This window comes from Pseudonocardia sp., assembly GCF_029263155.1.
In the GTDB taxonomy this organism is placed as follows: Bacteria; Actinomycetota; Actinomycetes; order Mycobacteriales; family Pseudonocardiaceae; genus Pseudonocardia.
This window is the reverse complement of the sequence record NZ_JAJCYB010000033.1, coordinates 24,896-37,305: the sequence shown is the minus strand read 5'-3', so window position 1 is coordinate 37,305 and position 12,410 is coordinate 24,896. Positions and strand designations below refer to the sequence as shown.

Here is a 12,410-nt window from a genome sequence, read left to right as displayed (position 1 = left end):
CCATCCGATACCCGAGGGCGGCGTAACCATGTCCAGAAGATCGTCGGTAAGCCGTATGCGGGAAAACCGCACGTACGGATTGAAAGGGGGATGGGGAAACAGGACCGCTACGCGGTCCCTGCGCCCCTGACTACCAATGAGCCGCAGCTACACCGTCCGCACCTACGGGTGCCAGATGAACGTGCACGACTCCGAGCGGATGGCCGGGCTGCTGGAGTCCTCGGGGTACACCCGGGCGGTGTCGGGCGACGCCGACGTCGTCGTGATCAACACGTGTGCCGTGCGCGAGAACGCCGCGGGCCGGCTCTACGGCAACCTCGGGCACCTGCGCCCGGTCAAGGAAGCCCACCCGGGAATGCAGATCGCCGTCGGTGGCTGCCTCGCCCAGAAGGACCGCGCCGAGATCGTGCGCCGCGCACCGTGGGTGGACGTCGTGTTCGGCACGCACAACGTCCACGCGCTACCGGTGCTGCTGGAGCGCGCGCGGCACAACGCGCAGGCCCAGGTGGAGATCGCCGAGTCGTTGGAGGTGTTCCCGTCCACGCTGCCGGCGCGGCGCGAGTCCGCCTACGCCGGCTGGGTGTCGATCTCCGTGGGCTGCAACAACACCTGCACGTTCTGCATCGTCCCGTCGCTGCGCGGTACCGAGAAGGACCGTCGCCCCGGCGAGATCCTCTCCGAGGTGCAGGCGCTGGCCGCCGAGGGCGTGCTGGAGGTGACCCTGCTCGGCCAGAACGTCAACTCCTACGGTGTGGAGTTCGGCGACCGCGGTGCGTTCGCCAAGCTGCTGCGCTCCTGCGGCGAGGTGCCCGGCCTCGAACGGGTCCGCTTCACCTCGCCGCACCCCCGCGACTTCACCTCCGACGTCATCGCCGCCATGGCCGAGACGCCGAACGTGTGCCCGCAGCTGCACATGCCCCTGCAGTCCGGCTCCGACGACGTGCTGCGCCGGATGCGCCGGTCCTACCGCTCGTCGCGCTACCTCTCGATCATCGACGAGGTGCGCGCGTCCCTGCCGGACGCCGCGATCACCACCGACATCATCGTCGGCTTCCCCGGCGAGACCGAGGAGGACTTCCGGGCCACGCTCGACGTCGTCGCGGCCGCCCGGTTCGCCTCGGCGTTCACGTTCCAGTACTCCCCGCGACCCGGCACGCCCGCCGCCTCGCTCCCGGACCAGGTGCCCAAGGCCGTCGTCCAGGAGCGGTACATGCGGCTCGTCGCGCTCCAGGAGGAGATCTCCTGGGCGGCGAACCGCGCGCTGGAGGGCCGCGTCGTCGAGCTGCTCGTGGCGGCGGGGGAGGGCAAGAAGGACAGTGCCACCCACCGGCTCTCGGGCCGCGCGCGCGACGGGCGGCTGGTGCACTTCGCCCCCGGCGACGCGCGGATCCGGCCGGGCGACGTCGTGGAGGTCGCGATCGGCTACGGCGCGCCGCACCACCTCGTCGCCGACGGGCCGGTGCTGTCGCACCGCCGTACGCGCGCGGGTGACCTGCACGACACGCCGGTGCGGCCCACGACCGGGCTGGGGCTGCCCTCGTTCGGCGCCCCGGCCCCGGTCGGGGGAGGCTGCTCGTGAACGGGCCCGACGGCGCCGGTGTCGACAGAGGAGCAGACGTGAACGATCGTCCCGATCCGGTGGACGCCGAGCTGGCCGGCATCGCGGCGCAGATGGAGCGGCGCACCGACCCCGGTGCGACCGCCGTGACCGTGTCGATCGGGGTGCTGGTGCTGCTGGCCACGCTGGCCATGCCGTGGGTCGGCGCCACGCGCGGCTGGGAGGTCCTCGCCGGCCTCGAGCCCACGCTCGGGCTGCTGCCGCGGCTGTTCGCGTTCACCGCGCTCGGGTTCGGGGTGGTGGGCTCCGCGCTCGCCCTGTCCACCCGGTGGTGGGCCCTGGCCTGGGTCTGCGCGGTGGGGTGCGGGTTCTCCGTCGTCGACGGCGTGTGGGCCATCTGGTCGCGCCAGACCGTCGTGCTCGACGGTGGCGACGGCCCGGGCTTCGGACTGGTGCTGGCCCTGCTCACCGTGGTCGTGCTGGCGGCGTCCTGGGTGCGCATCGCCCTGCGCCGCTGACGGCCCGACCGGGGGACCGCCGGTCGCCGCACCGCCGGTCGCTGTACCGCTTGCCGCCGTACCGCCGGCCGCTGTACCGCCGGCCGCTGTACCGCCGGGCCCTGAACCACCGGCGCCGCCCGCGGGTGGACCGCCTGCCGCCGAACCCGCCGGCGGGTCGACCGCCCAGCTGCCGGGCCCGGGCGGTCGGTCCCGGCCGCGTGCCGGGACGCCCCGTGATCGACGCCTTGGAACCGGGAGGCGTCGTATCGGCGGCCCCGGCTTCCGGAACGACGATCACCCCGCGATCCACACGCCGGCCCGTTCCCGGGCGGTGATCACGGCACGGGCGCTGACGACACCCGGGTCCGGATGTCGCCGTCCCGCACCGGTTCCGTGCGCCGCCGGCGGCACCCAGAACCCGGCTCGGCGCCGCGCCGCCCGACGCGGACCCGCGCGGCCGGCGCGCGCGAGACGGGTCGGCACGCGCGTGCGGGCTGGCGCGCACGAGTCGGATCGGTGGGCACGAGGCGGACCGGTGGGCGCCGCGGGCCGGCGCGCACGACGCGGCCCGGCGTCGGTCAGCGCTGCCGGACGGCCTGCTCGGCAGTGGCCAGCCACTCCCGCCACTGCGCGGCCTGGCTCGCGGCCTGCTCCGCGCGGCGCGTGTCGCCCGCGGCCTCGGCCTTCTGCGCCTGGGCCTCGAACTGCGCCACCCGGTCCCGGAACTGGGCCACCCGGGCCTCGGCCTCCGGGTCGGTGCGCCGCCACTGCCGGTCGCTCGCCTCGCGCACCCTCTCCTCGACCGCCCGCAGGCGAGCCTCCAGCGGCCGGATGTCGTCGCGCGGCACCTTGCCGATCTCCTCCCAGCGCTCCTGCAGCGCGCGCAGAGCGTTGCGCGCCGCCGCCGGGTCGGCGGTGTCGATCCGCTCGGCCTCGGCGAGCAGGGCCTTCTTCGCCTCGGCGTTCGCGACGAACTCGGCGTCCCGCTCGGCGAAGGTCGCGGAGCGGCGCGCGAAGAACGCGTCCTGGGCGGTGCGGAAGCGCTGCCAGAGGGCGTCGTCGGTGTCCTTCTGTGCGCGGCCCGCGGCCTTCCACTCGACCATCAGGTCCCGGAACCGGGCGGCGGTCGGTCCCCAGTCCTCCGACCCGGCCAGCTTCTCGGCCTCGACGACCAGCTCCTCCTTGCGGGCGCGGGCGGAGCTGCGCTGCCGGTCGAGGTCGGCGAAGTGCGACCCGCGGCGGCGGTTGAACGCCTCGCGCGCCTTGGAGAACCGCTTCCACAGCAGCTCGTCGGCCTTGCGGTCGATACCGCGGATGGTGCGCCACTCGTCGAGGATCACGGTGAACCGGTCACCGGCCTGCTTCCAGTGGGTGGCCTCTGCGGCGAGCGTCTCGGCCTCGGCGACCAGCTCCTCCTTGCGGGCCACGGCGGCGGCCCGCTGCGCGTCGCGGGCGGCCCGGGCCTCGGCGACGGCCCGCTCGGCCAGCCCGATCACGTCGTCCAGGCGCGTGGCGAGGCCCGCGACGTCACCGACGAACGACGCCTCGTCCAGCCCGGCGCGGACCCCGCGGGCCGCGCTGAGGGCCTGCTTGGGGTCACCGCCACCGGCCGTGAGCCGGGCCGCGAGCAGCTCGACCTCGGTGAGCACGTCGTCGAAGCGGCGGGCGAAGTGGGCCAGCCCCTCCTCCGGTGCACCGGCCTGCCAGGACCCCACGACCCGCTCCCCGTCGGCCGTGCGCAGGTAGATGGTTCCCTCGTCGTCGACGCGACCCCAGCGCTCCGGTGCGGCGCTCGCCGAGGCCACCGGCGACGGCTGTGCGACCGGGACAGCGACGCCGGACGGCGCGGTCTCCCGGGGGCGGCGCGGGGCGTCCGGTCGCCGGCCGGCAGGTGGCGGGCCGGGTCGGGGAGGGCCGGGTCGGGGAGGGCCGGGTCGCGCGGCGGCGGGCCCGGTCGCGACGGGCGCTGCCGGACCGTCCCCGGCGGCGGGAGGCTCGCCGGTCTGGGCTGCGGGTGTCTCGGTCGCGGGTGTCTCGGTCGCGGGTGTCTCGGCCGCGGGTGTCTCGGGCGTGGCGGGCCCGTCCGGGGTCGACGGCGCCGCCTCCGCGGCGGTGTCGGCGGGCCGTGCGGCCTCTGCGGCGGCGTCGACCGCGCCGTCGAGGGCCGCCGCGCCGTCGGGGGAGGTGGTGTCCAGGTGCTCGCCGGGCGACCCGGCGGTCACGCCGGGCGCGCCCGCTCCGGGCCCGTCCGGCGGCGGCGTCGTGCCGGTCCCCACCGTCGTGTTCTGCTCCTCCGTCGTGGGCTGCTCCGACACCGTTCCTCCTGTAGTCCGGCCCGCCGCGGACGGCGGGCGCCCCGCCCGGAGGCGGGGCCGTGCACAGCGGCCGACGCCGATCGAGGTGACCGGCGGCCGTGCGGCGATTCAAACAGCTCCCGACGGGCGGCGGAACCGCTCGTGGCGGTTGCGCAGCCAGCGGCCGCTCCCGATCGACGAGATGTGCCATCGCACACCGGCGGCGCGGACATCCGCGTCCTGAGCACGGCGGGCGCCGCCGCCGGCGCCGCGGCTAGCATCCGGTCCCGTGCTGTCGATGGTCGCCGTGCTGCCCCAGCCGCCGCTGCTGGTGCCCGAGCTGGCCACCGGCGCCGCCGCGGAGACGGCCGCGCTGCGGACTGCATGCCGTTCCGCGGCGGCACGGCTGGCCGCCGCCACCCCCGACTGGGTCGCGGTGGGTGCCGACGAGGGCGGCAGGCGGACGGTCGGTCCGGACACCCGCGGCACGTTCGCGGGATTCGGGGTCGATCTCGTCGTCGGCCTGGACCCGGCGTCGACGGCACCGATCGATCCCGACCTCCCGCTGCCGCTGCTGATCGCCGCATGGGCCGCCGACGGCGCGGCGCGGATCCGGGGCGAGCTCGTGCCGCCCGACCTGCCACCCGCCGAGTGCGCGGCCCTCGGCGGCTCGCTGCTGGGCGCCACCGGCCTGCTCGTCGTCGGCGACGGGGCGGCCACGCACACCGCGAAGGCCCCCGGACACCTCGACGAGCGCGCGGGCCCGTTCGACGAGGCCGTCGCCCGCGCCCTGGCCGCCGCCGACCCCGCCGGGCTCGCCGCGCTCGACCCGGGGCTGGCCGCGGAGCTGTGGGTCGCGGGCCGCGCGCCGTGGCAGGTGCTCGCGGGGGCCACGGCCGGCGCGTCGTGGACGGGGGAGCTGCTCTACTCCGCGGCCCCGCTCGGAGTCGGCTACCACGTGGCGGTCTGGACGCGGCTCGCGTGACGGGCGCACGCAGGCCCCGACTCGCGCGCACGCAGACCCCGACTCGCGCGCACGCAGACCCCGACTCGCGGGAGGGGCCCCGGCTGGTCGTGGTGCTCGGCCCGACGGCGGCGGGGAAGTCGGCGCTGGGCCTCGCGCTGGCGCGGCGGCTCGGCGGCGAGATCGTCAACGCCGACGCGATGGCGCTCTACCGCGGTCTCGACGTCGGCACCGCGAAGCCGACGCCGGCCGAGCGTGCCGCGGTGCGCCACCACCTGCTCGACGTCCTCGACGTCACCGAGACGGCGTCGGTGGCGGCCTACCAGCGTGCCGCGCGTGCCGCGATCGAGGCGCTGCGCGCGGCGGGACGCACGCCGGTGCTGGTCGGCGGGTCGGGTCTCTACGTCCAGGCCGTGATCGACGAACTGGAGTTCCCGGGCACCGACCCGGCCCTGCGTGCGGAGCTGGAGGCCGAGCTGGCCGAGCACGGCCCGGGCACCCTCCACGCGCGCCTCGCCGCCGTCGACCCGGCCGCCGCAGCCGTCGTGCTGCCGAGCAACGGGCGGCGGATCGTGCGCGCGCTGGAGGTGATCGCGCTGACCGGGCGCCCCTTCCCGGCGCGACTGCCGGCGGGCGCCGTGCCCCGCTACGACGCGGTGCTGCTGGGTGTCGACCGCCCCACCGACGACCTCGACGCCCGCGTGGCGCGGCGTGTCGCCCGGATGTTCGCCGACGGGCTCGTCGCGGAGACGCGCGCGCTGCTCCCCGGCCTGCGCGACGGGCTCACCGCGTCGCGGGCGCTGGGCTACCAGCAGGTGCTCGCCGCGCTGGACGGGGACCTGTGCGCGGCGGCCGTGGACACCGTCCGGGCCACCCGCCGCTTCGTCCGCCGCCAGCGCTCCTGGTTCCGCCGCGACTCCCGCGTGCACTGGCTCGACGCGGCCGAACCCGACCTCACCGGGCGCGCGCTGGCCGCCGTATCCTCCTGAACGTGCAGTTCAGCAAGGGACACGGCACCGAGAACGACTTCGTGCTGCTCCCCGACCCCGACGGCGCCCTCGACCTCACGTCCGGGCGGGTCGCCGCGCTGTGCGACCGCCGCCGGGGTCTCGGGGCCGACGGCGTGCTGCGCGTCGTGCGCTGGGCCGCGCTGACCGACGGGCCGGCCCCCGAGACCGGTGTCGAGTGGTTCATGGACTACCGCAACGCCGACGGCAGCCTCGCCGAGATGTGCGGCAACGGCGTGCGCGTCTACGCCCGCTACCTGGCCCACCGCGGCTGGTTCGGCGCGGGTGAGCTGGCGCTGGGCACCCGCGGCGGCGTGCGCACCGTCCGCGTCGACGGCGCGGAGATCTCCGTCGACATGGGGCCCGCCGCCGTCGGCGAGGCGAGCACGGCCAGCGTCGACGGGGAGGCGTTCCCCGGCATCGCCGTCGACGTCGGCAACCCGCACCTGGCCTGCGTCACCGACACGGACATCGACCATCTCGACCTCACCCGGCCCCCCGGCCACGACCCCGCGCTGTTCCCGCACGGGGTCAACGTCGAGTTCGTCTCGCCGGTCGGGGACGGTGCCGAGGTGTCGATGCGGGTGCACGAGCGCGGCGTCGGGGAGACCCGTTCCTGCGGCACCGGCACGGTGGCCGCCGTGGTCGCCGCCCTGCGCCACGCCGGGCGCGACACGGGAACCGTCGGCGTGCACACCCCCGGGGGCCGGCTGCGGGTCACCGTCGGGCACGACACCACGGTGCTGCACGGACCCGCGGTGCTCGTCGCCCACGGCGAGATCGCGGGCGACTGGTGGGCCGCGCTCGCCTGACTGGAAACAGAACGGACATCCCACGCGTTGACGTGGGAGCATGCCTACCACGATGACCGAACCCATCCTCACCACCGGTGACTACGAGCTCGAGGAGCGTTCCTCGCTCCGCCGCGTCGCCGGGTTGTCCACCGAGCTCACCGACGTCACCGAGGTCGAGTACCGCAGGCTCCGCCTCGAACGGGTGGTGCTCGTGGGCGTCTGGACCTCCGGCACCTCCGAGCAGGCCCGCAACTCCATGGAGGAGCTCGCGCGCCTCGCGGTGACCGCCGGTTCCGAGGTGCTCGACGGCCTGATCCAGCGCCGCCCGAGCGCCGACCCGGCCACCTACATCGGCTCGGGCAAGGTCGCCGAGCTGCGCGAGGTCGTGCAGTCCACCGGTGCGGACACCGTGATCTGCGACGGCGAGCTCTCGCCCGGCCAGCTGCGCCAGCTGGAGGACAAGCTCAAGGTGAAGGTCGTCGACCGCACCGCGCTGATCCTCGACATCTTCGCCCAGCACGCCCGATCCCGGGACGGCAAGGCGCAGGTCGAGCTGGCCCAGCTGTCCTACCTGCTCCCGCGGCTGCGGGGCTGGGGCGAGGCGCTGTCGCGGCAGGTCGGCGGGCGCGCGGCGGGCGGCGTCGGCATCGGTGGTCGCGGGCCCGGCGAGACCAAGATCGAGCTGGACCGCCGCCGGATCCGCAACCGCATGTCCAAGCTGCGCCGCGAGATCGGCGCGATGAAGCAGATCCGCGAGACCCAGCGCGGCTCGCGGCGGCGCAACGAGACCCCGGCCGTCGCGATCGTCGGCTACACCAACGCCGGCAAGTCGAGCCTGCTCAACGCGCTCACCGGCGCGGGTGTGCTCGTCGAGGACGCGCTGTTCGCCACGCTCGACCCGACCACGCGGCGCGCCTCCACCGCGGACGGGCGCGCCTACACGCTCACCGACACCGTCGGCTTCGTGCGCCACCTGCCCCACCAGCTCGTGGAGGCGTTCCGGTCCACCCTGGAGGAGACCGCGGGCGCCGACCTGCTCGTGCACGTCGTCGACGCCTCCGACGCGATGCCCGAGGACCAGATCGCGGCCGTGCGCGAGGTGCTGGTCGAGATCGGGGAGAAGCAGCAGGGGCCGATGCCGCGCGAGCTGCTCGTCGTCAACAAGACCGACGCGGCGGGGGACCTGGCGCTGGCCCGGCTGCGCCACCTGCTGCCCGACGCGGTGTTCGTGTCGGCGCAGCGTGGTGACGGCATGGACAAGCTCGCCGCGAGGATCGCCGAGCTGCTGCCGCGGCCCGAGGCCGAGGTGGAGCTGCTCGTGCCCTACGTCGACGGGTCCCTGGTGGCGCGCATCCACGCCGAGGGCGAGGTCCTCGCCGAGGAGCACACGCCCGACGGCACGCGGCTGCACGCGCGCGTCGGGGCCGAACTCGCCACGGTCGTCCGACCGTTCCTGCTGGTCGCCGGCGGGGAGACCCGCTGATCCGGCTGCTCGTCGCCGCACTGCTGGCGATCCCGGTGCCGGCCGCGCCCGCGGTGCTCTGCACCGTCACCGACGATCGGCTCGCCGAGCTGTCGGGCATGGTCGTCACCGACGGCGCGGTGTGGGCGACGGCCGACGGCGGGCGCCGGGTCGAGATCCACCGCCTCGGTGCCGACTGCGAGATCGCCGACACCCGCACCGCGGACATCGACCCCTACGACGCCGAGGACCTCGCGCTCGGCCCGGACGGGGCGATGTGGGTGGCCGACACCGGCGACAACGACCGCTCCCGCGACACCGTCGCCGTCATCGTCGTGCCCCCGCGCGGGGAGCCCCGGTTGCACCGGCTCACCTACCCCGACGGCCCGCACGACGCCGAGGCGCTGCTCGTCGACCGGGCCGGCGTGCCGTTCGTGATCACGAAGGAGATCGGGGGGCGGGCCGGGGTCTACCGGACCGCCGCACCACCGCAGGGGGAGGGCCCGACGCCGCTCGAACGGGTGGCCGAGGTGGTGCTGCCGGTGTCCGACACCGAGGGGGGGCCGATCGGCGGGCTCGGCTCACGGACCGTCACCGGGGCGGGCGCGTCGGCGGACGGGCAGGTGGTGGCTCTGCGCAGCTACACCGACGCATGGCTCTACCCGGTGTCCGACGGGGACCTCGCGGCCGCACTGACCGGCACCCCCGTGCAGGTGCCGCTGCCCGGCGAGCCCCAGGGCGAGGCCGTCGCGTTCGATGCGGACGGCACGCTGCTCTCGGCGTCGGAGACCCGCGGTGGCGCGCCGGGGGAGCTGCGCGCCGTGCCGGCAGCGGTGGAAAAGGCCGCGGTCGCGCCGTCCGCACCCCCGGCGCCGGTGCCGCCCGCGGCGCTTCCGGTCGTGGACGACGGTCCGCCGGTAGGGCTGCCCGCACTGCTCGGCGGCGGCGTGGCGGTGGGGGCGCTGGTGTCGCTGGGGGCGGCTATGGCCCTGCGCGGGCGGCGGCGCGGCTGACACCCGGTGGGGCGGCCGGTGCGGCCCTCGTGAACAGGGCAGGGCAGGGAGCGGTGCCGGTGCCGGGTGCCGGGTCGGGATCGGGACGTCGCCTCACATGATCGACGTTCGGGAACGCCGGACGGGGACAGGGGCGGTTGCGCGTTCCGAAGCGTTGATCATGTGTGGGCGGTGGGCGGGATGAACGGCGCTGGGGAACCGCGAGGCGTGCGGGCCACGGCCGGGGGTTCCCAACCGCTGATCTTGGGCGCGCACGGCGAGGTGATCGACGCCCCGGAACCGCGGGGCGTGCCGGTCACGGCTCCGCGTTCCCAACCGACGATCATTCCTGTGCTCGGCCACGACCTGTGCTCGGCCACGACCTCTGCCCGGCCACGACCCACGCCCTACCCGTACCCGTACCGGCCCACGCCCGCGCCCGGCCGCGGTACACGCCCGTGCCCGGCCACGGCGCGCGGCCGTGGCCGTGGCCGGGGGCAGCCGCTCAGAGCCGGCGCAGCACCGTGACGACCCGGCCCAGTATGGTGGCGTCGTCGCCGGGGATGGGTTCGTAGGCGGCGTTGGCCGGCATGAGCCACACGCCTCCGCCCCGGCGGCTGAAGGTCTTGACCGTGGCCTCGCCGTCGATCATCGCCGCGACGATCTCACCGTTCTCGGCGACCGGCTGCTGGCGCACGACCACCCAGTCGCCGTCGGTGATGGCCGCCTCGACCATCGAGTCGCCCCGCACCTTGAGCAGGAACAGGGTGCCCTCCCCGACGATCTCGCGCGGCAGCGGGAACACGCTCTCCACCGCCTGCTCGGCCAGGATCGGTCCACCGGCGGCGATCGTGCCCAGCAGCGGCACGTAGGCCGGGGCGGGGCGCTGGTCGACCTCGTCGCCCGTGTCGTGGGTCTCGGCGGCGGCCGGGTGGTCGTCGGGGCCGCGGACGTCGACGGCCCGGGTGCGGTTGGGATCGCGGCGCAGGTAGCCCTTGCGCTCCAGGGAGCGGAGCTGGTGGTGCACCGACGAGGTGGAGGTGAGGCCGACCGCGTCGCCGATCTCGCGGACGCTGGGCGGGTAGCCGTGGCGCTCCACCCAGTCGCGGATCACCTCCAGCACCTTGCGCTGCCTCGGCGTGAGGCCGACGGGTGGGCGGGCGGGATCGGGGAACGTGCTCACCCGGGTCGTGGCCCCGGGAGCTGTGCCGACCACCGCCGCATCGTCGGTCCCCTCGCTGCCGTCGCCTGACCGGCCGGGCGTGTCCCGTGCCATCGTCTCTCGCGCCTCCTCGTCGATACCGCGGTGTCGCTGCGGTGGGTCGGTCACTGTCGTGGGTCGGTCGCTGCCGCGGCTCGTCACTGCGGCGGTTCCTCACTGCTGTGGGTGCCTGCGGTGCTTGTGGCCACCGCTCGGACACGACCGTAGTCCCGATTCGACTACCCGCCAAACACATGTTCGAACGACACGCCCCGAAATCTCGATTCTGTCGGTGGCGGGTGGTACACATCGCACATGCGTTCGTTCGAACATGCGTTCATGTTCGAACAGGGTGACCGGTGCGGATTCGACGGAAGGGGTGCAGGAGATGCACGACAAGGGTGTGGGCGGTCGGGAGCCCGGATTCCCGCAGGGCCCGCGCGGGGGTGACACCGCCCTGCGCGAGCCGGTGCCGGGCGGGCGCGAGTCGAGTGAGCGGGCGCGACGCGAGCGGGGCCCGGTGCAGGCCTCGCCCCGTCGTGCGTCCCGGGCACCGGGCCCGCGTCCCGTGCGGCCGCGCGGCGCCGTGTCCGCCGGTCGGCCGGCTGTGCCCACGTGCACGGCGGTCCGGGCGGCGGTCGTCCGGTCGGGCGCGGGCGGGCGGGCCCGGGGCGGCGAACCGTTGCTGCGCGACCCGTTCCTGCGCGGCGGCTCGTTCCGCGGCCGGTCGGTCCGGGGCGGCTCGGCCGCGCGGGCGCTGCGTCCGGTGCCGGTGCTGCCCGCCCACATCCTGCGGCGCAGGCAGGTGGCGGCGACGATCGGCATGGCGCTGCTCGCGGCGGTGACCGTGGTGCTGCTCGGGCTGCTGGCCGACGTCGCGGCCGCGGCGCGCGCCCCGGGCGCGTCCGGAGCGGTCACCGGGTCGTCCCTCACAGCGGTGCCCGTGCCGTCCGGGCAGGTGGCAGGGGTCGGCTCGCGCTGACGGTCCGCGCCCGGCGCGCAGGGCCGCTCCGGTGTCGTTCCCGAACGGACGACACATCGGCATCGGTAGGCACCTCCGCTTCCGCCACCCCTACATGTTGTGGTTACATGGGTGTCGTTCGTCCACCGGTGGTGGTATCGGTGGCTCGCGTCGACGGGAGGTGGCACGCGGTGCGCTGCCCGTTCTGCCGGCACTCGGACTGCCGCGTCATCGACTCCCGCGAGGTCGACGACGGTCAGGCCACGCGCCGCAGGCGTTCCTGCGCGTCGTGCGGCCGGCGGTTCACCACCGTGGAGGAGGCGGTCCTCGCCGTCGTCAAGCGCAGCGGCGTCACCGAACCGTTCAGCCGCGACAAGGTCGTCCGCGGTGTCCGCCGCGCCTGCCAGGGACGTCCCGTCGACGAGGACGCGCTCGCGCAGCTCGCCCACCGCGTCGAGGAGGCGGTCCGCGCGGGCGGCACGGCCGAGATCCCCAGCCACGAGGTGGGTCTGGCCATCCTCGGACCGCTCCGCGAGCTCGACGAGGTCGCCTACCTCCGTTTCGCCAGCGTCTACCGATCGTTCTCCTCCATCGAGGACTTCGAGAAGGAGATCGCCGAACTCCGTACCACCCCGCCCTGATCCCACGGCCGGTGCACTGCCGCACTCCGGACGCGA

General features: G+C 75.6%; 10 protein-coding genes and 1 pseudogene. 9 read left to right on the top strand and 2 right to left on the bottom strand.

Annotated elements, in window-relative coordinates; translation table 11 throughout:
• Positions 1-136 precede the first annotated feature (136 nt).
• Both miaB and Q1K26_RS05985 read left to right on the top strand, forming a co-directional pair.
• Positions 137-1,579: a tRNA (N6-isopentenyl adenosine(37)-C2)-methylthiotransferase MiaB gene (gene miaB / locus Q1K26_RS05990; RefSeq protein WP_300008243.1), complete on the top strand. Its 1,443-nt coding sequence runs from the start codon at positions 137-139 to the stop codon at positions 1,577-1,579.
• Between the two features lie 38 nt (positions 1,580-1,617).
• A complete protein-coding gene (locus tag Q1K26_RS05985) occupies positions 1,618-2,076 on the top strand; it encodes a hypothetical protein (RefSeq protein ID WP_300008241.1) in 459 nt (152 codons plus the stop codon).
• A gap of 560 nt (positions 2,077-2,636) precedes the next feature.
• Here Q1K26_RS05985 and Q1K26_RS05980 read toward each other — a convergent pair.
• Positions 2,637-3,836: pseudogene (locus Q1K26_RS05980) on the bottom strand (DUF349 domain-containing protein); the annotation flags it as partial.
• 814 nt (positions 3,837-4,650) lie between these two features.
• Between Q1K26_RS05980 and Q1K26_RS05975 the strand changes: the two are divergent.
• The 5 genes from Q1K26_RS05975 to Q1K26_RS05955 all read left to right on the top strand — a co-directional run bounded on the left by Q1K26_RS05975 (position 4,651) and on the right by Q1K26_RS05955 (position 9,592).
• Positions 4,651-5,337 (top strand): hypothetical protein, encoded by a 687-nt coding sequence (locus Q1K26_RS05975; protein ID WP_363320429.1) that lies wholly within the window; start codon positions 4,651-4,653, stop codon positions 5,335-5,337.
• Between the two features lie 83 nt (positions 5,338-5,420).
• A complete protein-coding gene (gene miaA / locus Q1K26_RS05970) occupies positions 5,421-6,305 on the top strand; it encodes a tRNA (adenosine(37)-N6)-dimethylallyltransferase MiaA (protein ID WP_300008251.1) in 885 nt (294 codons plus the stop codon).
• A gap of 2 nt (positions 6,306-6,307) precedes the next feature.
• On the top strand, positions 6,308-7,135 hold the full coding sequence (gene dapF / locus Q1K26_RS05965; RefSeq protein ID WP_300008238.1) for a diaminopimelate epimerase: 828 nt from the start codon (positions 6,308-6,310) through the stop codon (positions 7,133-7,135).
• 52 nt (positions 7,136-7,187) lie between these two features.
• Positions 7,188-8,600 (top strand): GTPase HflX, encoded by a 1,413-nt coding sequence (gene hflX / locus Q1K26_RS05960; protein ID WP_300008236.1) that lies wholly within the window; start codon positions 7,188-7,190, stop codon positions 8,598-8,600.
• 35 nt (positions 8,601-8,635) lie between these two features.
• Complete coding sequence (locus Q1K26_RS05955) at positions 8,636-9,592, top strand: hypothetical protein (protein WP_300008235.1); 957 nt, start codon at positions 8,636-8,638, stop codon at positions 9,590-9,592.
• Positions 9,593-10,076: 484 nt separating this feature from the next.
• Here Q1K26_RS05955 and lexA read toward each other — a convergent pair whose 3' ends face one another.
• Entirely contained in the window at positions 10,077-10,787 is a 711-nt protein-coding gene (gene lexA / locus Q1K26_RS05950) for a transcriptional repressor LexA (RefSeq protein ID WP_300008234.1), read from the bottom strand.
• Positions 10,788-11,379: 592 nt separating this feature from the next.
• Between lexA and Q1K26_RS05945 the strand changes: the two genes are divergently transcribed.
• Both Q1K26_RS05945 and nrdR read left to right on the top strand, forming a co-directional pair.
• Positions 11,380-11,754 (top strand): hypothetical protein, encoded by a 375-nt coding sequence (locus tag Q1K26_RS05945; protein WP_300008232.1) that lies wholly within the window; start codon positions 11,380-11,382, stop codon positions 11,752-11,754.
• A 170-nt stretch (positions 11,755-11,924) separates the two neighbouring features.
• Positions 11,925-12,374 carry a transcriptional regulator NrdR gene (gene nrdR, locus Q1K26_RS05940; protein WP_300008249.1) on the top strand — a complete coding sequence of 150 codons (450 nt, stop codon included), beginning with the start codon at positions 11,925-11,927 and terminating at the stop codon, positions 12,372-12,374.
• The last annotated feature ends 36 nt before the right edge of the window (positions 12,375-12,410 follow it).

Coding starts and splice junctions, on each gene's coding strand:
- miaB (WP_300008243.1), top strand. CDS start 137: ATGAGCCGCAGCTACACCGTCCGCACCTACGGGTGCCAGATGAACGTG.
- Q1K26_RS05975 (WP_363320429.1), top strand. CDS start 4,651: ATGGTCGCCGTGCTGCCCCAGCCGCCGCTGCTGGTGCCCGAGCTGGCC.
- hflX (WP_300008236.1), top strand. CDS start 7,188: ATGACCGAACCCATCCTCACCACCGGTGACTACGAGCTCGAGGAGCGT.